We start from the raw sequence: 24,364 nt of genomic DNA, 5'->3' as shown, positions 1-24,364 counted from the left end.
CGGACGGCCCTACTTCTTGCCCTTCTTGTCGTCGACGATTCCACCGATGAGGCCGCCGATCGCTCCGCCGAGCACGCCGCCGGCCGGCCCGCCGAGGAGCGATCCGATGCCGGCGCCGATGCCCGCAAGACTCGAGCCGTAGCTCACCCGGGCGATGGTGACGGTCGTGGACCCCTCAGGGGCGACCGAGATCTCGAAGGAGCCGACGGCAGCGGACGCCACGACGAGCGCAACGGGGCTGGCCTTGCCGCCCGCCGCCATCCTGTCGTAGATCTCTCGCGACTCGAAGTACGCCCGTTGCGGATCGGTCTTCTTCTCGCCGGCCTCGTACCCGAGTCTGTACAGCGCGAGCAGTGTCTCGACTTCCTCGTCGGTGATCAGTTCGGCCGCTTCCAGCCGGTCGAGGATGGCTTTGTGGTCGCCGACCATGTCACCCTTGTTCGCGTCCATGATGCGTCGGGCTTCCGCGCGTGCCGCATGCATCATCCCCGCGATGTCGGTACCGAGATACGTCGCATTCTCCATCGTGTGCCCCCGTTCGAGTTCTTCTCAGTAAAACACTCGGGGTCTGCTGTCAGGAGACCAGTCGTACGAGGTTGTCCAGCTCATTGGCGCGACCGGCGAGAAGGCGCTCGGTCCAGACGTCGTCGTGGAGCTCCTCCACCTGCATGACCACGCGCGTGCCGTCGTCCGAGGGCTGGAGGTCGACCACTGTCAACTGCTCATACGGTTCATGGTCCGGCACGAAGTCGATGACCGAGCGGTAGGCGATCCGGTGGGGTCGGTTCAGCTCGGTGAAGACCTTCCTGGCCTGCGTGCCCAGCGGCAGGCCGTTCTGTTCGAGGAAGGCGATCTGTGCGGGGTCCTCCGCGGTCATCGTGTAGACGAGCTCGCCTCCGGGGCGCACGTCGATGCGCTCGACGTCGGTGCGGAAGCCGTCCGGCGCCCACCAGCGCGAGATGCCGTCGGCGGTGGTCCAGAGCTCCCATACGGTTTCGGACGGGGCGGGGATGGTGCGCTCGATGGTCTTCATGGTTCTGTCCTCTCGGTTGGATTGCGTCGATACGAGCGAGACGATATATTCGTCGTGACGAATGTGTCAAGAGGGAGTCGACATGGAGATCCAGCAGGCGCTGGCCGCGATGGGGGAGCCGACGCGCTTCCGCATCCTGAGCCTGCTCGCCGACGGCCCGCGCACGGTCGGGGAGGTGGCTATCGGGATCGGCGCGCTGCAACCGCAGACCACGAAGCACCTGCAGCTGCTCGAATCGGTCGGCGTCGTCTCCATCGAGCGACTTGGTCGCCGACGCCTCGCGCGGCTGGACAGAGACGGCTTCCGCGAACTCGCCGACTGGCTGGGCGGCTTGGCGGCCGCCACGCCCGACGACGACGCCCTGCAGCGCTACGCGGCCGCGGTCCGGTCCGCCGGGGCGACGGCCGACATCCGGCTCGAGCGCACGTTCGCCGCGCCGGCCGATGCGGTGTGGCGGGCCTGGACGGACGCGCGGGAGGCGGCGCGCTGGTGGGCGCCCCGGCACTTCGAGGTCGTCCGCTGCGTCGTGGCGCCGCAGGCCGGCGCGCCGGTCGAGCTGGTGCTGCGCGAGGGTGACGGCGCCGAGTACGCGTCCGCTGGGGCGGTCCGCTCGGTCGACCCCGGCCGCCGCATCGTCTTCGACCTGTCGCCGATCGACCCGAGCGGCCGGCCGTACTTCGAGGTGATCGTGGATGCGGCGCTCGAGCCCGTCGGCGACGGCGCGGCGCTGCGCGTGCGCATCACCGCGGAGGGAGCCGATACGGAGGCGGCGCCGATGCTCGCCGGGTTGGAGCCCGGCTGGAGCCAGCAGCTGGACCGGCTCGAGGAACTGCTGGCGGGTGCGGGGTCCTGACGCCGTTCCGTCAACCGGAGCTGGAGCCGTTCGCGAACGGCAACGGCAGGGTGCCCTTCAGCTCAGATTCGGTCCCAATGTGTCTCTTCGGCACGTCGATGAGCCGGCTTACTGCGTCCCTCACCGCGGCGTGTCGGCGTTCTCGAGGCTCGGGTGTCGAACTGCCGAGTTGCGGGGCGAGGTTGTCCCATGCCATCGCGATTCCCCGCACGAGCGCGAGCAGTTCGACGGGGCTGTAGTCGTCAGGCACCGTGCCGGCGGCCTGGGCGTCGGCGATGGCGTTGAGCTTGACCTGGTGGGATTCGACGATTGCGCGAAGGGGCTCACCGTCGGGGCGCTCGAGCTGGTACCAGTGGGTGAGGCGGAGGGTGCGCGGGTGGTCTTGGTAGGAGTCGAAGAGTTGGGTGGCGTACCCGGGGAGGTCAGCGGGGTCGAAGTGGATGCGCTCGACGAAGGCGACGACGTGAGCCGTGAACACGGCATCGAACAGCTCGTCTTTGGTGCCGAAATACCGGTAGAGCATGGCCTTGTTCGCGTCGGCGTTCTCGGCGATCCGGTCAACGCGGGCACCGGCGATACCCACGGCGGCGAACTCCTCAGCGGCCGCTTCCAGGATGCGCGCGCGGGTAGCATCCGCGTCTCGAAACCGTGTCATCTGGCCACTCTAGTGGTAAGTAACCGGTTAGTTGCATTAGGGGGAGGGGGCGAGTATGTTCCCATGTAACCAACTAGTTACTTAGAGAGGTCGACATGACGGAGGACACACGCGATTACGACGCGGCGCTCGACGAGGCGGAGCGACTGCTCGGTTTCCGACTCGAACGGTTCCTCGGCACTGCGCCGACCGAGCCGGAGAACGCCGACGACTTCAAACGCATCGCGACCATCCAGGCGTTCGGTGATGCGTGGCCGCGCACCGACAGGCTGGACACCCGGACCCGTGCGATCGTCTCTGTGGCCATCGCAGCGACGCTCGGAGTGCTCGAACCGCTGCGCGGCCAACTCCGGATCGCACTCAACAACGGCGTGACGAAAGAAGAGATCGTCGAGGTTTTCATCCAGCTCGCCGCCTACGCCGGTGTCGCTCGTGCATTCGAAGGCTACGGTGTCGCGGCGGAGGTGTTCGCGGAGAACGGCTAGCGCGGCCGCAAGTCGCGGTTATACGCCGATAATGCACATTATGTCAGCTTACGCATCACTGAAGCGGACACGCGCTCACCTTCCACAGCACGGCGTGGTTGTCCTCGTTCGGGTTGGAGGCGAACCCTGCGACCGTTCCGTCCGGAGCGATAGCCGCGCCGATACCGTCCTCGTCGCCGCCCGGGAAGACGCCGAGCCGAGTGATCGCGCCGGACGGCGACCAGCGTGCTGCCACAGGAAGCACCGCGTCCGACGGGCGTGCATACCCGGCCATGTACCCGCGGTCGTTGATGTCGACGACGGTCGTCTCGGCGCCGAGAGTCGCCAGCGGGACGATCTGACCTGCCCTGTTCCACATGACGGCGCGGAGCGCTCCCCGGGCGTCGAATTGGCCGAGCCGATGGTGACGCCGGCCGCGTTGATGCCTGTGGCGATGCTCGCGTCACCGCTCGGCAGCGCACCGAGGGGCCGCGCGTGTCCGTAGGAGTCCCACCGCACCGCTCGGGTGAGGCCGCTGCTGAAGGTCGCCGTGCCGACCGCGGTGCCGTCGTTGTTGACCGCGTTCGCGGTGCTGCGCACGGCTCCGGGCAGGCTCTCCAGACGCGTGACCTGACCGACGGCGTTCCACCGCAGCGCCACGCCCACCGAGCGACTGGTTCCGAGCACCGAGTTGCCCACTACGACCCCGTGGTCGTTGATCGCCAGCGGCACGCTGCCCGCGGTCCCCGGCAGGGCGGCGAGAACGGTCATCCCGCCGAACGGCGTCCACCGAAGCGCGTCGGTCCGGGTCGCACCGTCCGCGCGCCCGATCATGATCGCGAGCTGGTTGAGCTGGGTGGCGGAACTCGACGTCGTTCCGGCCGGGACCGGGAGCCGGTGGATATGTCCGAAGGGATCCCAGAAGACGGCGCGTGACGGCGACACTCCGCTCGCCGTTCCAGCGTTCGAGTCACCGGCGACGAAGCCCAGAGCGTTGATCGCCCTCGGCGTGCTCTCCGTGCCTCCTGGCAGGGTTCCGAGGTCGGTAACGCGACCACCGGGGCTCCACCGCGCTGCGCGGAAGAACCGGGGTTGGTTGTCGGCTGTCGAGACGCCGACGCTGACGTCGAACGCGTTGATGTCCCTCCCCTCGCTCATGGTCCCTCCGGGGAGGGTCCCGAGATCGAACGGCGGACAGGAGACGGTTACCGTGGACCCGGTCGCCGTGTGCGCGGCGAGCGTTCCGGCGTCTGCCGGCGCTGCCAGGAGGACCGTCACAGCGGCGACGGCCGCCGTGGCCGAGGCGGCCGCGGTCAGGCGCCGGGCTGAGCGCAAGGTGTGGGTATGCATTTCGGGCTCTTTTCGATCAATAAGCGGACCGATGACGGCCCGCGGCGCTCCCCGTCGTCGCGCCGCGGGCCCCGCCGGCGGGCTCCACCGTCCCGCTTCGCACGCGGGTCCGGGAGCGATAGACCGGCGCCCTGACCGCTGGGACCGTCGCGGTCAGTGCTGCGACGCGGTCAGGCGGCTTTCGTTCCGTCACCCATCCTGCGGCGCCGTGGAAGCCGCCGGGGAGGGACTTTGGTCACTCGAGGACGACCGGCGCTCGGCACGGCCGGGTCGCGCGGCACGCAGGGAGGCGAGGATCGTCACCGCGTCGACCAGCTCCTGCAGCAACGCTCCGACGATCGCCGGGATGACGCCGAACGCCGCCACGATCATGAGGGCCACCGAGACGCCGATGCCCAGCCACACGCTCTGGAGGGCGATTCGAAGGGTGCGGCGTCCGATCCGGATGACGTCCACGACACCGGCGATGTCGTCGACGAGGAGCACGACGTCGGCGGACTCGCTCGCCGCCGTGGCGCCACGCGCCCCCATGGCGACGCCGACGTCTGCGCGTGCGAGCACGGGCGCGTCGTTCACGCCGTCCCCCACCATGACCACCGGCCGCTGCTGCAGCGATCCGACGTGCTCGACTTTGTCGGCAGGAAGGCACTCCGCCGTGAACCGGGTGATACCGAGCTCGCGGGCGATGGACGCCGCCGTCTCGGGCGCATCCCCGGTGAGCATTTCGACGTTCTCGATCCCGAGCGCGCGCAGCTCTCGCAGGGTCGAGGCGGTATCGGCGCGCGGCGGGTCCCGCTCGATCAGCGACCCCGCGAAAGCGCCGTCGACCGCGACGTAGACCGCCAATTCACCCGGGCCGATCAGTGTCCGTTCGGCCCCGACGGAGCGCGCGGACACGAAGGGGAACGTGCCGACGACGACGCGGTGTCGGTCCACGTCGGCGGTGACCCCGCTCGCAGCCCGCTCCTCGGCCGTCGAGACGCGGAGCAGCGGGAGCGATCGCTCCTCGGCGGCACGCACCACCGACTCCGCCAGCACATGGGAGGAGTACCGCTCGGCGCTCGCGGTGAGCGCCAGGAGACGGTCGGGGTCGTGGCCGGGCGCCGCCCTGACCTCCCGCAGGACGGGGCGGCCGGTGGTGAGGGTGCCGGTCTTGTCGAACACCACGGTCCTCGCGGACGCCAGCGTCTCCAGCACGGTCCCGGTGCGCACGATCACACCCCGGTGCGCCGCACAGCCCATCCCGCCGATGAACGCGACAGGAGCCGCGATCAGGAGCGGGCACGGGGTCGCAAGGACGAGCACTTGCGCGAATCGCACCGGATCGCCGCTGACGAACCACGCGAGGCCGGCCAGCGCGAGCGAGAACACGGTGAACGGGACGGCGACACGGTCCGCGAGGCGCACCACCCGGGCCTTGCTGCGCGCCGCCTGCGCGACCAATCCGACGATCTGCTGATACTGGCTGTCGACGGCGCTGGCGGTGGCCCGGAGGCGGATCGCGGTGGCGCCGTTGACGCTGCCGCTGAGAAGGGCGTCCCCGGGTCCGCGCTCGACCGGGATGCTCTCCCCCGTGATGGAGGAGAGGTCGAGCGATGCGCTCGGGCCGAGGAGCACGCCGTCCACGGGGACCACCTCCGCCGGACGTACCAGCAGCGCGTCGCCCGGCGCGACGTCGGCGATGGGCACGTCGTCGACCTCGTCGGCGCGCGCGGCGACGAACCTGTGCGCGGTCCGCGGTTCCCGCTGCAGCAGCGCATCGAGTTCCCGGCGCGCCCGCCGATTGGCGTAGTCCTCCAGCGCCTCACCGCCGGCGAGCATGAGGACGACGACCAGCGCTGCCGCGACCTCCCCCACGAGCACGGTCGCGGCGATGGCGACGATCGCCAGGAGATCGACACCGACCCGGCCGCCGATGACGCTCCGGATCATCCGGACGGTGTACCCGACAGCGTTGGCGAGGGCGTAGAGCGCGGCCGCCCATAGCGCGACGGTCCGGCTGCCGGCGAGGTAGAGCACCGCGCAGGCGATGCCGACGCCGAGGGTCAGAGTGACGACCCAGTAGCGACGAGCGAGTGAGAGGACGCGGCGACCCGTGCCCCGAGCCGCGGAGGCGTCGTCAGCCGTCCGTGGTGGCACGGGCGGTGCTCGGTGTCGCGGTCTCTGCAGGAAGCCCCGACTCGTAGGTGAAGACCAGCCGGGCTTGCACGCGGCCGGACAGCACCTCCTCGACGGCGTCGTTGACTTCGCGGAGGTGCCGCGCCTCGGCGATGACCCGCGTCCTGCCGGCCTTGTGCAGCGCGAACACCTCGGCCAAGTCCTGCCGCGTTCCGACGATGGATCCGATGATCGAGATGCCTTTAAGGACGGTGTCGAAGATCGGGACGGTGAGGGTCCCCTCCGCCGGAAGCGACACGAGGACGAGCCGGCCGCCGCGATTCAGCGACCGGAAGGCCTGATCGAACACGCTCGGAGCGACCGCCAGCACGACGGCGACGTCCGCGCCCCCGAGATGGTGGATGGCCTCCGCCGGGTCCACCTCGGCCGCGTTCACGGCGTGGTCGGCGCCCAATTCGACGGCGAGGTCGAGCTTGTCCTCGGAGACATCGACGGCGACGACCTTCGCCCCGACCAGTCGCGCGTACTGAACAGCCAGGTGGCCGAGCCCGCCGATGCCGAAGATCGCGACCCGCTCCCCGGGACGACCCGTGCGTTCCTGATGGCGGCGTACGTGGTGACGCCCGCGCAGGTCAGAGGGGCCGCTTCGAACGCGCTGACGCCGTCCGGGACGGGTGTGGCGAAACGCGCCTCCGCGACGGCGTACTCGGCGTACCCGCCATCCACGGAATAGCCGGTGTTGTGCTGTCGCTCGCACAGGTTCTCGCGACCGTCGATGCAGTAGCGGCACTCGCCGCAGGCGTAGCCCAGCCACGGCAGCGCCACCCGCTGTCCCACCTCACGGCTGGTGACGCCGTCGCCGAGGCGTTCGACGATCCCCACGCCCTCGTGGCCGGGGACGAACGGCAGCCCGGGCTTGACCGGCCAGTCGCCGTTCATCGCGTGGATATCCGTGTGGCAGAGGCCGCACGCCTCCATACGCACCAGGACCTGCCCCGGGCCGGGGGTCGGGATGGGACGGTCCTCGACGGTCAGCGGCTCGCGGTAGCGGTTCACGACGGCTGCATGCATGAGAGTGCTCCTTCGGTTCTCCAGCCAGTGTCGATGGAGGCGCCGGCCGCCACTGGGCCGAAGGTCCCTCGCATCACGCGCTGACGGGTCTTTCGGCCCGTCGCGGTGGCCATCGGCGGACCACCCTGGGAGGAGAAGAGACTCCGGGAGAAGCCATGAAACGTTGGATTCGCATCACCCTGACCGTGCTGAGCGCGGCAATCGGTGTCACGGCGGTTGCGGGCGGCCTCGCGCTGATCATCGGCGCTCTCACCGCCGCCTCCGGCGGCGTCGTCCCGCCCCGCGCCTATCTCGGCGGCAGCCCGTTCACGACCTACGTGGTGCCGGGGCTTATCCTCGCCGTCGTCGTGGGTGGCACCCACCTGGCGGCGTCCGTGCTGGTCGGTCGCGAGCGGCCTTCCGGCGCATTCGCAACCGCGGTCGCGGCGTTCGGGCTGTTGATCTGGATCTTCGTCCAGATGATGTTCATCCCGTTCAGCCCGTTGCAGGCGGCGTACTTCGTCGCCGGGCTGGGTGAACTCGGTCTCGTGCTGCTCGGCCTCGGCCTGTTCCGGCGCAGCACGGCGACGGCGTCGTGAGCCGTCATCCATCGATCCGGCGAGACGATCACCGTCGCGCGATCGTCCGCAACGGCTGCCGTGCCGTGAACCGGGCCGCGCGGCGCGCGACGCGGTGCCGGTACTCCCTGTGCCGGTGCACAGGCACCGCGGCTGCCAGCCTCCGGTAGTACCAGAGCTTCGCCGCCTCGACGAGCACCAGGTACACGAGCACCGTGGCGACCAGGGCGAGGAAGAACCCCGTGGGCAGCGGGGTGAACCCGAGCAGACCGGACAGGGGTGAGTACGGCAGCCACGCCCCGACGGCCACCACGCCGAGCACCGCAGCTACGAGGGCCGGCGACGGGCGGCTGCGCAGGAACGGGACGCGGTGGGTGCGGATGGCGAAGACGATCAGCGTCTGAGTCGCGATCGACTCGATGAACCAGCCCGAGCGGAACTCCGGTGGCCCCGCATGCAGGACGGCGAGCATGAGCGCGAAGGTCGCGAAGTCGAAGAGCGAGCTGATCGGGCCGAACAGCAGCATGAACCGCCGGATCGCTCCGATGTCCCAGTGGGCGGGGGCACGCAGCTGCTCCGGATCGACCCGGTCGGTCGGGATGGCGAGCTGGCTGCTGTCGTACAGCAGGTTGTTCAGCAGCAGCTGCCCCGGCAGCATCGGCAGGAACGGCAGCACGACCGACGCGACCGAGGCACTGAACATGTTGCCGAAGTTGCTCGACGTGCCCATGAGCACGTACTTGATCGTGTTCGCGAAGATGCGGCGACCCTCGGTGACCCCGTCGGCCAGCACACCGAGGTCCTTCTCCAGCAGGATCACGTCGGCGGCGTCCTTCGCCACATCGACCGCCGTGTCCACCGATACCCCGACATCGGCGAGATGCAGGGCCAGCGCATCGTTGACGCCGTCACCGAGGAAGCCGACCGCGCGGCCCTTCTGACGGAGGGCGCGAACGATGCGCGCTTTCTGTTCCGGCGACACCCGCGCGAAGATGGACGCGCTGCGGGCCTGCTCGACGAGGTCGGCATCCGTGAGCCGGTCGATGTCCGCCCCGGTGAGAGTCCGGAGTGTCGGCATGCCCAGCTCGGTGCAGACGCGTTCTGCGACCACCGCGCTGTCACCCGTCGCCACCTTCACGTCGACCCCCAGATCGACGAGCCGACGCAGGGAGTCGCGAGCGTCCGGCTTCAGGCCGTCGCGGAAGGTGAGGAAGCCCTGCAAGGTCAGACCGGCCTCGAGCCGGTCGTCCAGCGTGTCACTGCCGGGGACGGCACGGGAGGCGACGGCCACGACCCGCGCGCCGACCGCGTACAGCTCCGCCAGGACGGTGGCTGCGCCGGCGGCGTCCGGGCCGCAGAGCGGCATCACCGATTCCGGTGCGCCTTTGACGACGACGGTCGGCGGGGATCCGCCGACGGCGACCAAGGCCGTGCACCTTCTCCGCTCGTGGTCGAAGGGCCGAAGAGCGAGTCGGCGGTAGGCGGTGACCTCTGAGCCTGCGGCATCCGCCGCCGCCCACAGGGCCGTATCCAGCGGATTCATCCCCACATCTCCCGCCGCGCTCGGCTGAGCGTCCGTCGCCAACAAGCCCAGGAGCACCACGTCGGCCGGACCGGCTGCGGCGACGGGCACCGCCCGGTCGAAGGTGATCTCCCCGCTCGTCAAGGTTCCCGTCTTATCGGTCACCAGCAGGTCCAGGTCGCCTAAGTCCTCGATGCACACCATCCGCTTCACCAGCACCCGTTGGCGTGCGAGGGATCGGGCCCCGGCGGCGAGACTGGTGCTGACGACGGCCGGCAGGAGCTGCGGGGTGATCCCGACGGCGATCGCCAGCGCGAACAGGAGCGACTCCACCAACGGACGGCCGAGCACGAGAGCCGCGGCGAAGATGACGGTCGTCAGCACGAGGGCGACAGCCAGGAGGAACACCGAGAACCTGCCGAGCCCGCGCTGGAACTCCGTCTGCGGCTCCTGCGCCCCGAGACCGATCGCGATCCGCCCGAACTCGGTCGCCGCCCTCGTGGCGACCACCACCCCCACTCCCCTGCCCGCATGGACGACCGTCCCCATCAGCGCGCACGAGGACAGGTCGGCGACCGAGCTGCCTGATGGCACCGCCGTGACCGATTTGGCCACGGGAGCCGCCTCGCCCGTGAGGATGCTCTCGTCGCATTCCAGTGCCGTCGCTTCCAGGAGGCGGAGGTCCGCCGGGACCACGGTGCCGACGCTGAGCCGGACGACGTCGCCGACGACCAGCTCCGTCACGTCGACGGATGCAGGCGCTCCCGATCGCAGTACGACCGCCCGGTGGCGCAGCCGGTCGTGCAGAGCGTCCGCCGACCGTTCCGCTCGGAACTCGTTGACGAAGCCGAGGCCGACGCTGATCAGCAGGATGACGGCGATGATCCACGAGTCGACGCGGTCGCCGACGACGGCCGACACCGCGGAGGTCACCAGGAGCAGCAGGAGGATCGGGCTCCGGAACTGGCGGAGCAGGACCATCCAGGGTCGTGCCCGGTGCCCCCTGACTGCATTCGGCCCGTCGCGCGAGAGCCGGGCCGCCGCCTCTTCCGCTGACAGCCCCTCGGCGGAAGAGCGAGTGTCCGCGAGCAGTGAGGCCGCGTCGCGCGCGGCCGCGTCCCGTACGGGGCTCGCGGAATCCGGCTGCCGGAGCGCGGTAGCCTCGTTCACGGATGGAGCCGGGTGAGCGCCTCGTTGCGCGTCCGTACGACGACGACAGGGACGCGGACGTTGAGCAGGACATCGTGTCCGACCGAGCCCAGCATCACCCGTTGGACGCCGTGCCGGTCCCGCGTGCCGATGACGAGCATCCGGGAGCCGTCCGCCTCCGCCACGATCCCGGGCGCCGGCGACGTCTCCACCACCTCCGCGAACACGGTGATGCCCCGATCCAGTTCGAGCGCGTACTCCCGGGCCGCGTCCACGATCTGCCGGCGACGGTCCCCGAGCGAGATCTCCGGGACGAGACCGGCGAGGAGGGGGTTCGCGACATAGCCGGCGCACACCACGGTGAGCGGTTCGTCGAGTGCTGCGGCCTCATCAGCCGCGAACGCCACGGCGGCCTCGGCCGGCGGCTCCCCGTCGACCCCCACCACGACGCCCCTCCCCCGCGGCTCCCAGCCATGCGGGACGACGGCGACGGCGCATTCCGCCGCCGCGGCGACGCGAACGGCGAGCGAACCGGAGAAGGCGTGCTGGCGGTCGAGCTCCGAGGGCGTCCCGATGACAAGGAGGTCGGCCCCGGCCGACGCTCGTACGAGCTCGCGCCCGACGTGGCCGTAACGGAAGCCGGCTGTGACCTCCTGCTCGCCGCCGGGCAGAGCCGCATCGCTCGCGCTCGACGGCGGCACCGTCACCCGACGTGCGAAGTCCGCCATCCGTCGAAGGGCGATCGTCCGCTCCGCCTCGAGGAGCGTGCGTGCCGCGAGTTCCAGCGCTCTGCCCGGCCGGTCGGGGCTGTCGCCCCACGAGCGTTCGATCACGTAGACGAGTTCGAGCCGAGCCGCGTCCCGCGCCGCGCGGGTCGCTGCCCAGTCGAGGGCCGCCCGGTGCTCGGGGCGGCCGTCCACCGCGACCATGATGGTGTACGTCATCGCATCCTCCGAGGGCTGAACCGACGAACCGATCCTCCTGGGACCGCCAGCTCCTCCGTAGTGCCGAAGGTCCTTCGGCCCTGTCTGGCGTCGCCCGGCCCGGCGAGGGTATCGGCATGAACGAGACAGCACCGGTCGCACGGGCGACCATCCTCTACGAGTCCATGTTCGGAAACACGAGAAAGGTCGCCGAAGCCATCGCCGAAGGGCTGCGTCCGGTCGCATCGGTCACCCTGCTGCCGGTCAAGGACGCACCGGAGGCCATCGACGCCGACCTGCTCATCGTCGGCGCGCCCACCCACGTCCACGGCCTCAGCCGGCCCGCGACCCGCACGCAAGCGGGCGCATGGGCCGACGATGAAGCCCGTCACTTGACCCTCGAGCCGGACGCGGAAGGGATCGGCCTGCGCGAGTGGCTGGAGACCTGCGGCCGTGTGCCGCCGCAGTTCGCAGCGTTCGACACGCGGGCGGACATGACGGAACTGTTCTCCGGGTCCGCCGCCTCCGTGATCGACAAGCGGATGCGGAAGCTCGGCTCTCGCCGGTTCGTGCAGAAGCAGAGCTTCCTCGTCGACAAGGACAGCGTCCTGGAGGACGGTCAACTCGAGCGGGCGCGCGAGTGGGGGCGCACCCTGGCCGGCGAACTGCGGATGCCGGCGCTGCGCTGACGGGTCGCGCGCATCGCGGAACGGCGCGGGATGCCTCAGTGGCGCCCGGCGCCCTCGGTGTCGTGGATCACTAAAACCGGGCAGTCGGCGTGCTCGGCGCACGCGCGGGACACGGACCCGAGGAGCAGGCCGGTGAACCCGCCCAGGCCGCGGCTGCCGACGATCAGCATCTCCGCACCCTCGGATTCCGCGATCAGCTGACGTGCGGCCGACCCCGTGCGGATGACGGTGGAGTACCAATCGGGCACCTCCGCTCCGAACACGTCTTCGGCGGTGTCCCGGGCGATCGCCTGCGCGTCGGCCTCCGGCGACCAGTCCATGACGTAGCCGGGCCACGACTGCGGGTAGTCCCAGACCGTCACACCGACCAGGGTGCATCCGAGACGTTCCGCGATGCGGGCGCCTCTGCGCAGACCGGAGCGCGACGACGCGGAGCCGTCCACTCCGACCACGATGCGGCCGCCCGGATGGATGCGCTCCTCTTCCGGTCCGGTCGCGTTCGGGGAGGCGGTACCTGCGGACATGACGAACTCCTTTCGCGGGTCACCAGCGGTCGGGTTCGGGCATCCGGAGGAACCGGCGCCCGCTCAGGCTCTCGATGTCGATGTGCACGTAGCGGTACTTCAGCGTCGGAATCCAGGGTTGCAGCGGCGCCCGGTCCGCCTCGTCGATCTCCGCCTGATGGTCCAGCTGTCGGGCGTGGCCGTGGACGACGACACTCCAGGCCTCCTCGTCGCTGAACCCGTCGACCTCGAACGCGACGGCGCTGTGCACCGTCAGTTCCAGCAGCTTCGTGCCCGGGGCGGTCCGGATCAGGATGCTGTCCCCGTCCGAGTAGAAGTTGACCGGGAAGATATCGGGCTCTCCCCGGCGGCGGTCGCCAATCGCCCGAGAACCGCGCCTTTCAGCAGTTCGCGACACTCGTCCCGGCCGAGTTCCTGGACGGGCTCATCCGACGGCATGATGTTCTCCTTCTTGTCGGACCCCGGCGTCGACGACTGCCGGGGCGTGGACGATGATCGTCGGCGATGAGAGATTCAGCAGCACGTCGTACGCGACCGAACCGAGGGCGCCGGGCTGGGGCGCCTCTCGACGCGAGTCGCCGATGACCAGCAGCTCCGCCGATCGGGCGATCTCGTTGAGAGCGATCCCGGGCGGCCGGCGTACGACGCGGGCGCGGACGTTGATGTCCCGCTGGCGTCGTCGGACCCGTTCTATCGCCGTAGCCAGCAGCCCGCGCGCCACATCGTCGCGCCGGAGCTGCCAGTCCTGCGCCTCGTCGTCGCGGTCGGTCCGGAACGGTTCGGTCGCGTGGGAGGACCGCACGATGATCAGCTCGCAGTGATGGTCGCACGCCAGATCGGCCGCTACGTCGAGCGCTGCGCCGCCGGCAACGGTGTCGTCGAGTCCGACGACCACGCCACGTCGAAGGCGGGACTCCGCCTCGGGAACCACGGCCACCGGACCCGCTGCCAGGTTCGCCAACTGCAGGCTCCGCGACCCGAATGCCCGACCGTAGTGGAATCCCGTCTTATGGGTTCCGACGACGACCATGACGTCCGCATCGCTGAGCGACGCGAGCACCACCATCGGGCTCCCCGAACGCAGTTCGCCCGAGATCGGGAGGTCGCTCGCCAGCGCACGCGCGAACCGCAGCTCGCCATCCAGCCTCTGCCGTGCGTCCTCGTCCACCTCATCGATGAGGCCGGTGCCGACCACTCCCCACTCGTCGTCGGCGACAAGCACGAGCCGAACCTCCGCTTCGTGCTCCCGCGCGTGAGCGATGGCCCAGCGGGTGGCCGCACGGGCGGGGAGCGATCCGTCGACGCCGACGATGAACCTGCGCATGTGCATGGGGACCTCCACGCACAGTGTCGAAGACCTCTCCGAGAAGCGGGAGGGCCGTAGGTCCCGCGGGACCTTGGACCCGCTCCGGGCCCCATCCCGGCGATTGACTGCTTCCCGGAGGAGGTCGCCCATGACCGTGATGCGCGCGTGGCGTACGACCGGCGAGCCGGGCGGCCTGCGGCTCGATCGCATCGGGATTCCGGAGCCGGGTGCCGACGAGGTCCTGGTCCGCGTCGAGGTGTGCGGGCTCTGCCGCACCGACCTGCACGTGATCGACCATGAGATCCCCGTCCACCGGCCGGTCGTCACGCCGGGGCATCAGGCGGTCGGCCGGGTCGTCGCCGCGGGCGAGTGCGTCGTGGAGCCGGCCGTGGGCGCCCGGGTGGGCGTGGCCTGGCTGCGGTCGACCTGTGGGCAATGCGACTACTGCCGGACCGGCGCCGAGAACCTGTGCCCTCACTCGCGATACACGGGGTGGGATGCGGACGGCGGCTTCGCCGACTTCCTCACCGCGCCCGCTGCCTACGTCTACACGCTGCCCGACGACACGGCGGCGCTGGACCTGGCGCCGCTGTTGTGCGCAGGGATCATCGGCTTCCGCGCGCTCACCCGCGCACACCTTCCGCCCGGTGGCACGCTCGGGATCTACGGCTTCGGATCGAGTGCGCACGTCACCGCGCAGCTCGTCCGTGCCGCCGGGGGCCGATTCGTGGCGCTGACCCGCGGCGAGCAGAATCGCGAGCTCGCCCGCGAGCTGGGGGCCGCTTTCGTCGGAGAAGAGGCGCAACCGCCGCCCGAGCCGCTCGACGCCGCGATCGTGTTCGCGCCGGCGGGCGGACTGGTGCCGGTCGCGCTCAGAGCCACGCGAAGCGGCGGCACCGTCGTGCTCGCCGGCATCGAGATGTCCGACGTGCCGGTTCTCTCCTACGAGGACGACCTGTTCCGTGAGCGCGACCTCCGTACCGTCACCGCCAACACCCGGGCCGACGGCATGCGATTCCTCGCCGTCGCCCGGACGCTCGGGCTCCGCCCCACGGTCACTCCGGTACCCTTCGAGGCGCTTCCGGACGCCGTCGACGACCTGCGCCGGGGACGCGCACGCGGATCGCTCGTCCTGCGGGTGGACGCCTGAGGGGGAACCGCATGCTGGAACGAACGGTCGTGTGCTGGAACGGCACTCCCGCGTCCGCGTCCGCGCTGCGCTGGGCGCTCCGGCGCGCACGCGGGCCGCGCGGCGCACCCGTCGACGTGTTCGATGTGGTGGACCGTGGTCTGTTCGAGGGGGATCCGCGCGCCCTCGAGCGGGCGACCGTGCAGGAGGAGGAGCGTTTCGACGCCGCGCTGCGCGGCCTGGGCGAACTGTATCCGGGGACCGTCGGCGCCAGCGCGCTGCTCGTCGGCGACCCGCTGGAGGTGCTGTTGGGTCAAGCCGGCCCGCGGACACTCATCGTCGTCGGTTCATCGCCGCGGATCGGTCCGCGCCTGCGCTACGGGTGGTCCTTCGGCGCGCGGCTCGCGACCAACGCTGTCGGCGCCGTCGCCATCGTGCCGCAGGAGGAGGAGACGGTCGCCGGAGCGCGCGGCGGGGTCACCGTGGGCGTCGACGGCTCCGACACCGCCGAGATCGCCCTGGCCTTCGCCTCCGACGAAGCACAACAGCTCGATCAACCACTGAAAGTGGTGCATTGCTGGCGTGAGCCGCTGGCCGACGAACCGTTGATCGTCCCCGACGAGGACTTCGTCGACAGTCATGAGCGGGCTCACCGCGAACTGCTGGACGATCAGCTGCGTCGTCTGCGCGCTTCCCGGCCGGGAATCGAGGCCGAGCCGGTCCTGCTGCGCCGCCGGCCGGTCCAGGGACTGCGTCTGGAGGCGGAGCGCGCCTTCATGCTGGTCGTCGGAAGCCGCGGCCTGACCGGATGGCGGCGAGCCTGGGTCGGCTCCGTCTCGCACGGTGTGGTCCTGGACCTCGCCGCCCCGACGGTCGTCGTCGGGCCCGAGACCTCCGCGGATCTGTGAATGCACAACGTGGTGCCCCGAAAGGCGCCCAGAGCTACACTTCCCTTGAGCAACGTCACCGATACCGCCGCCTCGCGCGTCCGAGAGGGGGTCATGCGATGCCGGGCGATGAATCCCTCACCTTCCCCGATGCCCCGCGGGCCGAACTCGACAAAGCGCTCGCCCAGTTGGTCGAACAGGCCAGCCGGGTGATGCAGACGCAGGGGCGGCTGCGCGCGTTGGTGCGCGCGAACCGTGCGGTCGTCTCGCATCTCGAATTGCCCACCGTCCTCCGCACCATCGTCGAGTCCGCGGTCGACCTGGTCGGCGCCCGCTACGGCGCCTTGGGAGTGATCGCCGAGGGGGTGGCCTGGAGCAGTTCATCCACGTCGGCATGACGCACGAGGACGTCGCGGGGATCGGCCACCTCCCGGAAGGGCACGGCCTGCTCGGCGCGCTCATCGACGACCCGCGCCCGATCCGGATCGACTGCATCGCCGACGACCCGCGCGCTGCGGGCTTCCCGGCCGGTCACCCGCCCATGACGGCGTTCCTCGGCGTTCCGATCACGGTGCGGGACACCGTGTACGGCAACCTCTACCTCACGGATCCGGAATCCGGCGGCTTCAGCGACGAGGACGAGCAACTGGTCAAGGCGCTCGCCGCGACCGCCGGCTTCGCGATCGACAACGCGCGACTGTACGCGGAAACGGTGACACGGCAGCGCTGGACGGGTACCCTCGCCGAGATGACCGCGGCCGTGCTGGCAGCCGACGGCGCCGACGCGCTCAGCGAACTCGTCAGCCGGGTGGCGGCACTGGTCGACGCCCGGGCCGTCTTCGTGGCGGGCGCCGCAGCCGGGTCCGCCGAGATACGCGTGCTCGCTGCGGCGAGCGATGGAGCGGCGGATGAAGCCGCGTACCTGGTCGAGCAGCTGCATGGGGTGCTCGAGAGCGGCCAGCCGGTCCGCCTGGACGACATCCCGCTCCCTGCATGGAACGACGGGTGGCAGATCGGGCCCGTGCTGGTGGCGCCCTTCACCCTGGACGACGGCACGCCGGCAGCTTTACTCGCATTGCGAGAAGCCGGAGCGGCGGGATTCACCGCGTTCGAGCTGGAGCGGACCACCGGCCTGGCTCGTCAGGCGTCGCTGGTCATGGAACTCGCGGCGGCACGTGCGGATCGGCAACGGGCCCAGCTCCTGGAGGACCGCGCACGGATCGCGCGCGATCTGCACGACCACGTCATCCAGCAGCTCTTCGGTGCGGGCATCCAGCTCCAAGCCGTCGAGTCGGCAATCGGCCCGGGAGCGCACAGCGACCGGATCGACGGCGCAGTCGCAGCCATCGATCAGGCGATCGCCGAGATCCGGACGGCGATCTTCGCCCTCTCCCACCAGCACGACGTGGCGGGGGATTGAGGCACCGGGTGCTCGACATCGTCCACGATGTGGGTGGAGCGCTCCCCACCCGGCGACGGTGTCCTTCGCCGGCCCGGTCGACATCGTGACGGAGCCCGCGGTCGCCGACGATATCGCTGCATTCGTCCGCGAAGGCCTCACCAACGTCGTCCGGCACGCGGAAGCCGCCACCGCCTCCGTCGCCGTCTCGGCCTCGCCGGACGACATCACCGTGGCGGTCGTCGACGACGGCCACGGGATCGGAGAGACCAGCCGGCGGAGCGGCCTCGGGAACCTGGAACTGCGAGCGCGTTCCCGCGGAGGGACGCTCAGGGTGGAGTCGGGTGCCGACGGGACCCGGCTGTGGTTGCGGATCCCGATCGCAGAGGAACGGACGGACGCATGACGAGCTCGGCCATCCGCGTCTTCCTCGCCGACGACCACGAGATCGTGCGCCGCGGTCTCGCCGCCTTCATCGATGCCCAAGACGACCTCGAAGTCGTCGGGGAGGCGGCGACCGCCGCTCAAGCACGTTCACGCATCCTCGCCGTGAGGCCCGACGTCGCCGTCCTCGACGTGCGCCTTCCGGACGGCAGCGGAATCGAGGTGTGCAGACGGATCAAGCAGGAGGAGCCGGCTGTCCGCTGTCTCATGCTCACCGCGTACGACGATGAGGACGCGCTGCGCTCGGCGGTCATCGCGGGCGCGGACGGGTACGTCATCAAGGACATCCGCGGGAGCTCGCTCCTGGATGACATCCGCGCGGCGTCCCGCGGGCGTCGGCTGATCGACCCCCGCATGGCCGCGCGGGTGTCGTCGCAGCTCCGCGAGCCGGCCGACGATCCCCGGTTCGCCTCGCTGGGCCTCCGGGAGCGGCAGGTCCTCGCACTGATCGCGGACGGGCTCACCAACCGGCAGATCGGGGAGCGCCTGGGCCTCGCCGAGAAGACCGTCAAGAACTACGTCAGCTCGTTGCTGGCGAAGCTGGGCCTGGAGCGGCGGACCCAGGCCGCGGTGCTCCAACTGGAGCACCGCGGCCGCGGCTGATCAGCCGGCCTGAAAGTCCTCCCTCTGCGGGTGGGACCTTCGACTCTCACGGTGTGGTCACCGATGCGCGAACGTTGTGCCATGGACAGCACCAGCACGATGACCGGCACCCCCGATCCGCGCCCCGACCACGCGAGGACCGTAGACGACCTCGCGATCCGGCAGGCCGTCCAGGCGGAGCTCGCCTGGACTCCCGACGTCCACAGTCCCGAGATCGGTGTCGGGGTCAAGGAAGGCGTCGTCGTCCTCACCGGGGACGTCGGCTCACTGCGGGAGCGGATCGCGGCGATCTCCGCCGCACGGCGGGTCGCGGGCGTGCGAACGGTCGCAGACGAGCTTCGACTCCCCCGCGGTGACGGCGAGCCCGGCGGCCACAAACTGGCTGCAGCAGTGGACGCCATCCTCGCGTGGACCAGCGGCGTCCCGCACCAGGGCATTCGGGCCGAAGTGCACGACCACGCGGTGGTCCTCTCCGGAAGCGTCGACTGGGACTGGCAGCGCGTCGCAGCGAAGAAGGCGGTGGAACGAGTGTACGGAGTGCACGAGGTCGAGAGCCGGATCGAGCTGACCGGGCGCCCGCAGGCCGAGGACGTGCAGGAGCAGATCCGGAACGCCATCGTGCGGAGCGCGGTCCTCGACGCGGCGCGCATCCATGTCTCGGTGGAGGGCAGCGCCGTCACTCTGACGGGCCGTGTCGGCTCGTGGGTGGAGCGAAGCCAAGCCGTACGGACGGCATGGGCGTCACCGCACGTCACCGCCGTCCACGATCTGCTGCTGGTCGATTCCGGCGAGCGCGCGTGATCAGACCAGGCACTCCGGTGCGACCACGATGGTCGGCACCTCGATGCGCAGGATCATGGCGTGGCTGACCGACCCGAGCAGAAAGCGGTCCACGCCGCGGGTCTGCTGTGTGCCGAGCACCAGCAGTGAGGCGCTGCGTGCCTCCTGGGCGAGCGCGTCGGTCGCCTGTTCCTGTGTGAGGTGCGAGGAGATGATGAGGTCCGGATTGCTGCTGCGCAGGCTGTGGACGAACGCGTCCAGCATGCGCGCGTGCTCCGCCTCCAACTCGCCGAGGAGGGGCGACTCTACACGGATGTCGGAGACCGCGATCATCGGATCGAGCCAGGAGTGCACGACGAGTAATCCTTGCTCGAGCCTTCGCGCTTCCCGAGCGGCGAAGCGCGCCGCCTTCATCGACACCTCCGAACCGTCGATCCCGACGACGACCATGGTGCGGTCGCCCTCCGGCAAGGATGGTACGACTGCGAGCGCGCCGTGGACGCACCCCGCGAGCCGCGCGCCGAGGGACCAGTGGTATCGAGTCCGGAGTCCTGTTCGCCGACCGGTGCCGACGACCACCAGATTGTCCGGGCGCGAGAAGCTGCGCAGCTCGTCGAGCCGACCTCCCGCCATCACGTGCGTGTAGACGCGGAGCCCCGGATGCTGGTCGGAGATCCGCTCCGCCTCCCTGTCCGCGTCGCGGTGCCGTCGGCCACCATCTCCGGCGTGACCACCGCTCCGGGCACCGGTCGATCGGTGTCCTCGATGTCGACGAGGAGGATTCCGTCGCCGGTCCGTTCGGCCCGCTCGACCGCCCACTCCATCGCCACATCGGCCTCCAGCGAACCCTCCCAGCCGACGATCGTGCGCTCGCTCATACCCGGCCCCTCTCGTCCTGCCGCGTCGTGTGCGCAGCCGTGTTGCCGTTCGATGCAGGTCGGACCACCAGCACCGGGCACGGCGCCTGCGTGGTGCAGTAGAGACTGACCGACCCGAGGAACGGCGACGCCAGGCCACTGCGGCCCCGGCAGCCGACGACGAGCATCGCTGCACCCTCGGCCGCCGCGACCAGTACAGCGCCGGCATGCCCCGGCTCGGCCCGCACGGTGACCCATTCGGGGAGCGCTTCGCCGAACTGCTCCCGCGCGAGCTCCTGCAGCACCCCGTAGGCCACGACCTTCGGTGAGCGCCCGGGCTCGGGGAAGTACGCGTCGTACATGGAGGTCGAATGCTCCCAGGCCATGACGATCTCGAGGCGCGCGTCCAGCGCCTCTGCGAGCCGCGCCGCTTCGCGCAGCGCGTTCCGGGACTCGTCCGAACCGTCGACTCCGCACACGATGGGCGGCGACACAATCTTCGACTGGTGCATCTCCGGGCTCCTTCCAAGGGCTGAACGCGATCAGATCTCGTCGTCGAGCTCGGGCACGGAGAAGGCGTACTCGCGCGGCGTCACGAGCACGGGGCACGGCAGGTTCAGCAACACGTCGTGGCTCACCGAGCCGAGCATCGCGGCGGCCACCCTGCCCCGCCCGCGGGTTCCGACGATCAGGAGCGCGGCGCCGGCGCCCGCCGACACGAGGGCGGCCGCCGGGTTCTGACGCACCACCCGCGGCTCGATGCGCGCCTCCCGAGCGATCGGGACGTCGGCGATCGCGTCGGCGACGACCTGCTCTTCGCGTCGCACGTGCTCGGGGTCGGGCTCCGCCCCCGCGTCGAGAGCCGCCTGGAACATCACGGGGACGTCCCAGGCGTGGATCGCCTCCACCGTCCCGCCGAGCCAGCTCGCCTCGGTCACGGCGAGCGCCAGAGCCGAGCGCGCGAAGCTGGAGCGGTCGATCCCGACCACCACCGTATTGCGCTCCGGTTCCGGCGCGGCCGGTATCACGGCGACCGTGCACCGCGCCTTCGCAGCGACACGGAGCGGCAACGACCCGATGTGGGGCCCGCCCCCGTCGATCCGGCGGTCAGTGCCGACGACGAGGAGGGACGCGGCGTCGGATTCCCGCACCAGCGCGGCCGCCGGGGATCCGTCCACCCAGTGGAACGCGGCCGCGATGTCGGGTGTCAGCGCCCGCACGTGCCCGCGCGCCTGTCGCAACTGCGCCTCCACGGTCTCCGACAGGTCGAGGTGCGGACCGAACACGGCGCCGCTGAGGCGCGTGTCCAGGGCTGTGACGACGTCCAGGGCGCCGCCGCGCTGCCGAACCCGGGCGAGCGCCCAGTCCAGGGCCCGCCACGAGGATGCGGTGCCGTCGAAACCGACCACCGTCGTGCCGTCGCTCATAGCTCCTCCGCGCGTCCGGTGAAGATGTTCAACCGGATGCGGAAGACCGCTGCAGCACTGTCCGGCCGACCCAGAGTCGCCGTGTTCATGCGCGGGATGTCGACGACGCGGGCCATTCCGAGCTCAGCACCCGGGTGCTCCGTGCCAGTCGCGCCCGTGGCAGGTCGGAACCGTTCCAGCAAGATGTCGAGCCCTTCGCGTGCCGCGCCGCCGAGCAGCTGCTCGTATGTCCCCCACGCGATGACGCTCCGCCAGCGGTCGAGTGCGTCGACCGCGTCCACCTCGAAGCACACCTCCGGGCGCGCTCGCAGGGCCGACAGTTTACGGCCCTGCGCACTGTGGGCGTACACGTCGCCCTCGCGATAGGCGTAACTGATCGGCACCACGTAGGGTACGGAACCGTCGATCATCCCGAGCCGGCCCACCATCTGCTGCTCCAGGAGGTCTTCGATCTCGTCGCTCGTCATCTCTCGTGGCATCGGCCGCTCCCTTCAGCTCCTCCGACCCTGCCCCCTCGTGCGCGGGCCGGCCAGGACTTTGGGCCCTTCCGCCGCTCCCCCTGGCGGGCTTGAGTCGACACATGAACAGCAAGACCCATCAGTCCCCTCCGATGCCCGGCCCTGGCGGCAAGGCCCTTCTGGGGGCGGCGATCGCCTGGAGCCTCGCCTGGAAGGGCGCCTCCCTCTGGCGCGCGGCCCGCAACGGGAGCAAGCCGTGGTTCGTGACCCTCCTGGTCGCCAACACGCTCGGCGTGCTGGACGCGATCTATCTGTTCGGCGTCGACCGCCGACATGGGGATGAGGCGTTGGTCGAACGCGTGATCCTGGCCGAGACCGGCGAGCCCCCGCAGCGCGGCCACGCGCAGGAGACGTAGCCGTCACGCTCCCAGCAGCACCAGCACATGGTAGGTGACGTAGACCGGCCACACGATCGCCTCGAGCAGCCCGAGCACGACGCCCCAGAAGGAGCCGTCCGAGATCGACACGAAGTAGATCGCCGCACCGATGTACGCCAGCAGGAAGACGAAGCCCCACGGGCCGGCCGTCTCCACGATCCGGGTGTTCCTCTCACGAGACATCGCGCACCTCCATTGCGGACGATCATCGCGGGCGCGCGAGCGAGGCGACAGGACTTTCGGCCCCGGATGCCGTCAGCCTCCGGAATAGCGTTCAGACAGATGCTGAGCGCATCGTTCCCCGGAGGAGGAACCATGAACAGCCGGTCGCGAACCCGCCGATACCTCGCCGCTGTCGGCGCTATCTGCCTCGTCGTCCTCTGTGCGGGAGCGGCGCAGCTGCCGTCCGCGACAGATGCGCACGGACCCCATTTCTACAGCGGCGTCGCCGTCGACGTCTCCGGACCCGTCGACGGCGACGTCTACGCCGCCGGTCAGAGCGTCACGATCAGCGGCGATGTCCGCGGCGACGTCATCGCCGCGGCTCAGACGGTGACGGTCAGCGGCTCCGTCGACGGGAACGTCCGGCTCGCCGGGCAGGCCGTCACCATCACCGGCAAGGTCACGCGCAGCGGCACGATCTTCGCATCCACCCTGCTGGTCGATCGGCAGGGCGCCCTCGGGCGGGACCTCGTCGCGGCAGGCGGCTCGATCAACATCGCCGGCCAGGTCGGACGGGATGTGGTCGCTAGCGTCTCGCAATTGACGGTCGACGGCACCATCGGGGGCGATCTCACCTACTCCAGCGACAATACGGCGAGCATCCGGCCTGACGCGGTCGCAGGCACCGTCGAGCACACCCGACCCCAGGCAGCGCCACGGTGGAGATCTCCCCCTGGGCGGTCGTCGCCGGCTGGCTGCTGGGCGCGCTGTACGCCCTCGTCGCCCTCAGCCTCGTGACCGTTGCGGCCGCTCTGCTCGTCCCCCGCTGGTTGCACCGGGTGACGGACGAGCTCTTCCCCTCACCGTGGCGTGCGCTGCTCGTCGGATTGGTGGCGGCGATCGTCGTCCCGTTCGCGCTGCTGTTCCTCCTCGTCACCATCATCGGTGCGCCCCTCGCCCTGGCGGCCACGCTGATCTGGATCGTCCTGACGCTGGCCACGTTCGTCTTCAGCGCCCATTACCTCGGGCGACTCGTCATGCCCGGGCGGCACCATCCGGTGCTCACCACCTTCGTCGGCGGCGTCATCCTGATCATCGGGCTGCAGATCCCCTGGCTCAACATCCTGGTCTGGGTCGCCATGGTGCTGTTCGGCCTCGGCGCAGAACTGCTCGCGTTCCGCCGCGAGCGGCCGTGGACGATCGTGCCGCCTGCCGTCGGAACGGCCGCCACCGCCTCTGGGCTCGCACCCGCTCCTGCGACGACGGCGCCGCAGGAGACGCACTCGACGGCGGCTGCGCCGTCCCTCCCGGAAGGAGAGCACTGATGCGCGCATCTGTCGGAGAGTTCCTTGTCATCGCATCACGGCACGTCGACGAACCGGCCCGCGTCGGATTGATCCTGGAAGTGCACGGCCAGGACGGCGAACCGCCCTACGTGGTCAAGTGGGAGGACGACGAGAGCACCACGATCATGTTCCCCGGGCCGGATGCGCACACCGAACGACGGGGCAGCCGCGACCCCGACTCATCCCGCGGCTGACCGGTCCGGCACCGGCGTCAGTCGGCG

General features: G+C 70.4%; 31 protein-coding genes and 1 pseudogene. 15 read left to right on the top strand and 17 right to left on the bottom strand.

Annotation, left to right across the window (positions count from 1 at the left end):
* Nucleotides 1-9: 9 nt before the first annotated feature.
* Both ACRAWB_RS06385 and ACRAWB_RS06380 read right to left on the bottom strand, forming a co-directional pair.
* On the bottom strand, nucleotides 10-525 hold the full coding sequence (locus ACRAWB_RS06385) for a hypothetical protein (protein WP_431352552.1): 516 nt from the start codon (nucleotides 523-525) through the stop codon (nucleotides 10-12).
* Nucleotides 526-574: 49 nt separating this feature from the next.
* Nucleotides 575-1,033 (bottom strand): SRPBCC family protein, encoded by a 459-nt coding sequence (locus tag ACRAWB_RS06380; protein ID WP_431352551.1) that lies wholly within the window; start codon nucleotides 1,031-1,033, stop codon nucleotides 575-577.
* 82 nt (nucleotides 1,034-1,115) lie between these two features.
* On the opposite strand from ACRAWB_RS06380, the gene ACRAWB_RS06375 reads away from it, so the two are divergent.
* Complete coding sequence (locus ACRAWB_RS06375) at nucleotides 1,116-1,886, top strand: SRPBCC domain-containing protein (RefSeq protein WP_431352550.1); 771 nt, start codon at nucleotides 1,116-1,118, stop codon at nucleotides 1,884-1,886.
* 10 nt (nucleotides 1,887-1,896) lie between these two features.
* Here the strand turns inward: ACRAWB_RS06375 and ACRAWB_RS06370 are convergent, their stop codons facing one another.
* A complete protein-coding gene (locus ACRAWB_RS06370; RefSeq protein ID WP_431352549.1) occupies nucleotides 1,897-2,541 on the bottom strand; it encodes a TetR family transcriptional regulator in 645 nt (214 codons plus the stop codon).
* A 95-nt stretch (nucleotides 2,542-2,636) separates the two neighbouring features.
* On the opposite strand from ACRAWB_RS06370, the gene ACRAWB_RS06365 reads away from it, so the two are divergent.
* On the top strand, nucleotides 2,637-3,026 hold the full coding sequence (locus ACRAWB_RS06365) for a carboxymuconolactone decarboxylase family protein (RefSeq protein ID WP_431352548.1): 390 nt from the start codon (nucleotides 2,637-2,639) through the stop codon (nucleotides 3,024-3,026).
* A gap of 55 nt (nucleotides 3,027-3,081) precedes the next feature.
* Here ACRAWB_RS06365 and ACRAWB_RS06360 read toward each other — a convergent pair whose 3' ends face one another.
* The 3 genes and pseudogenes from ACRAWB_RS06360 to adhP all read right to left on the bottom strand — a co-directional run bounded on the left by ACRAWB_RS06360 (nucleotide 3,082) and on the right by adhP (nucleotide 7,544).
* Nucleotides 3,082-3,384: a hypothetical protein gene (locus tag ACRAWB_RS06360; RefSeq protein WP_431352547.1), complete on the bottom strand. Its 303-nt coding sequence runs from the start codon at nucleotides 3,382-3,384 to the stop codon at nucleotides 3,082-3,084.
* 1,160 nt (nucleotides 3,385-4,544) lie between these two features.
* Entirely contained in the window at nucleotides 4,545-6,494 is a 1,950-nt protein-coding gene (locus tag ACRAWB_RS06355) for a heavy metal translocating P-type ATPase (RefSeq protein WP_431352546.1), read from the bottom strand.
* Nucleotides 6,475-7,544: pseudogene (adhP, locus tag ACRAWB_RS06350) on the bottom strand (alcohol dehydrogenase AdhP). The gene ACRAWB_RS06355 and the pseudogene adhP overlap by 20 nt, the downstream one beginning before the upstream one ends.
* 155 nt (nucleotides 7,545-7,699) lie before the next feature.
* On the opposite strand from adhP, the gene ACRAWB_RS06345 reads away from it, so the two are divergent.
* Nucleotides 7,700-8,122 carry a hypothetical protein gene (locus ACRAWB_RS06345; RefSeq protein ID WP_431352545.1) on the top strand — a complete coding sequence of 141 codons (423 nt, stop codon included), beginning with the start codon at nucleotides 7,700-7,702 and terminating at the stop codon, nucleotides 8,120-8,122.
* Between the two features lie 28 nt (nucleotides 8,123-8,150).
* On the opposite strand, the gene mgtA is transcribed toward ACRAWB_RS06345, so the two are convergent.
* Both mgtA and ACRAWB_RS06335 read right to left on the bottom strand, forming a co-directional pair.
* Nucleotides 8,151-10,793 carry a magnesium-translocating P-type ATPase gene (gene mgtA, locus ACRAWB_RS06340; RefSeq protein ID WP_431352544.1) on the bottom strand — a complete coding sequence of 881 codons (2,643 nt, stop codon included), beginning with the start codon at nucleotides 10,791-10,793 and terminating at the stop codon, nucleotides 8,151-8,153.
* On the bottom strand, nucleotides 10,790-11,716 hold the full coding sequence (locus tag ACRAWB_RS06335; protein ID WP_431352543.1) for a universal stress protein: 927 nt from the start codon (nucleotides 11,714-11,716) through the stop codon (nucleotides 10,790-10,792). The genes mgtA and ACRAWB_RS06335 overlap by 4 nt, the downstream gene beginning before the upstream one ends.
* A gap of 116 nt (nucleotides 11,717-11,832) precedes the next feature.
* Between ACRAWB_RS06335 and ACRAWB_RS06330 the strand changes: the two genes are divergently transcribed.
* Nucleotides 11,833-12,384: a flavodoxin family protein gene (locus ACRAWB_RS06330; protein ID WP_431352542.1), complete on the top strand. Its 552-nt coding sequence runs from the start codon at nucleotides 11,833-11,835 to the stop codon at nucleotides 12,382-12,384.
* 35 nt (nucleotides 12,385-12,419) lie between these two features.
* Here ACRAWB_RS06330 and ACRAWB_RS06325 read toward each other — a convergent pair whose 3' ends face one another.
* From ACRAWB_RS06325 to ACRAWB_RS06315, 3 genes are read right to left on the bottom strand one after another with little or no spacing between them, the layout of a single operon-like run.
* On the bottom strand, nucleotides 12,420-12,908 hold the full coding sequence (locus ACRAWB_RS06325; protein WP_431352541.1) for a universal stress protein: 489 nt from the start codon (nucleotides 12,906-12,908) through the stop codon (nucleotides 12,420-12,422).
* 19 nt (nucleotides 12,909-12,927) lie between these two features.
* A complete protein-coding gene (locus ACRAWB_RS06320; RefSeq protein ID WP_431352540.1) occupies nucleotides 12,928-13,305 on the bottom strand; it encodes a pyridoxamine 5'-phosphate oxidase family protein in 378 nt (125 codons plus the stop codon).
* A 27-nt stretch (nucleotides 13,306-13,332) separates the two neighbouring features.
* Nucleotides 13,333-14,238: a universal stress protein gene (locus ACRAWB_RS06315; protein ID WP_431352539.1), complete on the bottom strand. Its 906-nt coding sequence runs from the start codon at nucleotides 14,236-14,238 to the stop codon at nucleotides 13,333-13,335.
* A gap of 124 nt (nucleotides 14,239-14,362) precedes the next feature.
* On the opposite strand from ACRAWB_RS06315, the gene ACRAWB_RS06310 reads away from it, so the two are divergent.
* From ACRAWB_RS06310 to ACRAWB_RS06280, 7 genes are all read left to right on the top strand, one after another.
* A complete protein-coding gene (locus ACRAWB_RS06310; protein ID WP_431352538.1) occupies nucleotides 14,363-15,364 on the top strand; it encodes a zinc-binding alcohol dehydrogenase family protein in 1,002 nt (333 codons plus the stop codon).
* A gap of 11 nt (nucleotides 15,365-15,375) precedes the next feature.
* On the top strand, nucleotides 15,376-16,251 hold the full coding sequence (locus ACRAWB_RS06305) for a universal stress protein (protein ID WP_431352537.1): 876 nt from the start codon (nucleotides 15,376-15,378) through the stop codon (nucleotides 16,249-16,251).
* A gap of 98 nt (nucleotides 16,252-16,349) precedes the next feature.
* Entirely contained in the window at nucleotides 16,350-16,628 is a 279-nt protein-coding gene (locus tag ACRAWB_RS06300; protein WP_431352536.1) for a hypothetical protein, read from the top strand.
* Nucleotides 16,625-17,650 carry a GAF domain-containing protein gene (locus ACRAWB_RS06295; RefSeq protein ID WP_431352535.1) on the top strand — a complete coding sequence of 342 codons (1,026 nt, stop codon included), beginning with the start codon at nucleotides 16,625-16,627 and terminating at the stop codon, nucleotides 17,648-17,650. The genes ACRAWB_RS06300 and ACRAWB_RS06295 overlap by 4 nt, the downstream gene beginning before the upstream one ends.
* A 58-nt stretch (nucleotides 17,651-17,708) precedes the next feature.
* The gene (locus tag ACRAWB_RS06290) at nucleotides 17,709-18,035 is read left to right on the top strand and encodes an ATP-binding protein (RefSeq protein ID WP_431352534.1); all 327 of its coding nucleotides are present in this window, start codon (nucleotides 17,709-17,711) and stop codon (nucleotides 18,033-18,035) included.
* Complete coding sequence (locus ACRAWB_RS06285; protein ID WP_431352533.1) at nucleotides 18,032-18,676, top strand: response regulator; 645 nt, start codon at nucleotides 18,032-18,034, stop codon at nucleotides 18,674-18,676. Before ACRAWB_RS06290 ends, ACRAWB_RS06285 begins: the two co-directional genes overlap by 4 nt.
* An 81-nt stretch (nucleotides 18,677-18,757) precedes the next feature.
* The gene (locus tag ACRAWB_RS06280; RefSeq protein WP_431352532.1) at nucleotides 18,758-19,477 is read left to right on the top strand and encodes a BON domain-containing protein; all 720 of its coding nucleotides are present in this window, start codon (nucleotides 18,758-18,760) and stop codon (nucleotides 19,475-19,477) included.
* On the opposite strand, the gene ACRAWB_RS06275 is transcribed toward ACRAWB_RS06280, so the two are convergent.
* From ACRAWB_RS06275 to ACRAWB_RS06255, 5 genes are read right to left on the bottom strand one after another with little or no spacing between them, the layout of a single operon-like run.
* Complete coding sequence (locus ACRAWB_RS06275) at nucleotides 19,478-20,089, bottom strand: universal stress protein (RefSeq protein WP_431352531.1); 612 nt, start codon at nucleotides 20,087-20,089, stop codon at nucleotides 19,478-19,480.
* Nucleotides 20,089-20,334 carry a hypothetical protein gene (locus tag ACRAWB_RS06270; protein WP_431352530.1) on the bottom strand — a complete coding sequence of 82 codons (246 nt, stop codon included), beginning with the start codon at nucleotides 20,332-20,334 and terminating at the stop codon, nucleotides 20,089-20,091. The genes ACRAWB_RS06275 and ACRAWB_RS06270 overlap by 1 nt, the downstream gene beginning before the upstream one ends.
* The gene (locus ACRAWB_RS06265; RefSeq protein ID WP_431352529.1) at nucleotides 20,331-20,825 is read right to left on the bottom strand and encodes a universal stress protein; all 495 of its coding nucleotides are present in this window, start codon (nucleotides 20,823-20,825) and stop codon (nucleotides 20,331-20,333) included. Before ACRAWB_RS06265 ends, ACRAWB_RS06270 begins: the two co-directional genes overlap by 4 nt.
* 30 nt (nucleotides 20,826-20,855) lie before the next feature.
* Nucleotides 20,856-21,740 carry a universal stress protein gene (locus ACRAWB_RS06260; protein ID WP_431352528.1) on the bottom strand — a complete coding sequence of 295 codons (885 nt, stop codon included), beginning with the start codon at nucleotides 21,738-21,740 and terminating at the stop codon, nucleotides 20,856-20,858.
* Entirely contained in the window at nucleotides 21,737-22,219 is a 483-nt protein-coding gene (locus tag ACRAWB_RS06255; RefSeq protein WP_431352527.1) for a pyridoxamine 5'-phosphate oxidase family protein, read from the bottom strand. The genes ACRAWB_RS06260 and ACRAWB_RS06255 overlap by 4 nt, the downstream gene beginning before the upstream one ends.
* 101 nt (nucleotides 22,220-22,320) lie before the next feature.
* Here ACRAWB_RS06255 and ACRAWB_RS06250 point away from each other — a divergent pair, with 101 nt between their 5' ends.
* Nucleotides 22,321-22,614 (top strand): DUF5652 family protein, encoded by a 294-nt coding sequence (locus ACRAWB_RS06250; protein WP_431352526.1) that lies wholly within the window; start codon nucleotides 22,321-22,323, stop codon nucleotides 22,612-22,614.
* Nucleotides 22,615-22,617: 3 nt separating this feature from the next.
* Here the strand turns inward: ACRAWB_RS06250 and ACRAWB_RS06245 are convergent, their stop codons facing one another.
* On the bottom strand, nucleotides 22,618-22,818 hold the full coding sequence (locus ACRAWB_RS06245; RefSeq protein WP_431352525.1) for a hypothetical protein: 201 nt from the start codon (nucleotides 22,816-22,818) through the stop codon (nucleotides 22,618-22,620).
* 132 nt (nucleotides 22,819-22,950) lie between these two features.
* Between ACRAWB_RS06245 and ACRAWB_RS06240 the strand changes: the two genes are divergently transcribed.
* From ACRAWB_RS06240 to ACRAWB_RS06230, 3 genes are read left to right on the top strand one after another with little or no spacing between them, the layout of a single operon-like run.
* Complete coding sequence (locus tag ACRAWB_RS06240) at nucleotides 22,951-23,595, top strand: hypothetical protein (RefSeq protein ID WP_431352524.1); 645 nt, start codon at nucleotides 22,951-22,953, stop codon at nucleotides 23,593-23,595.
* Nucleotides 23,517-24,122: a hypothetical protein gene (locus ACRAWB_RS06235; protein ID WP_431352523.1), complete on the top strand. Its 606-nt coding sequence runs from the start codon at nucleotides 23,517-23,519 to the stop codon at nucleotides 24,120-24,122. The genes ACRAWB_RS06240 and ACRAWB_RS06235 overlap by 79 nt, the downstream gene beginning before the upstream one ends.
* Complete coding sequence (locus tag ACRAWB_RS06230; RefSeq protein ID WP_431352522.1) at nucleotides 24,122-24,337, top strand: DUF1918 domain-containing protein; 216 nt, start codon at nucleotides 24,122-24,124, stop codon at nucleotides 24,335-24,337. The genes ACRAWB_RS06235 and ACRAWB_RS06230 overlap by 1 nt, the downstream gene beginning before the upstream one ends.
* The last annotated feature ends 27 nt before the right edge of the window (nucleotides 24,338-24,364 follow it).

It is taken from the genome of Leifsonia poae (assembly GCF_050632865.1).
Taxonomy (GTDB): Bacteria; Actinomycetota; Actinomycetes; order Actinomycetales; family Microbacteriaceae; genus Leifsonia; species Leifsonia poae_B.
This window is presented reverse-complemented; position numbering and strand designations above follow the sequence as displayed.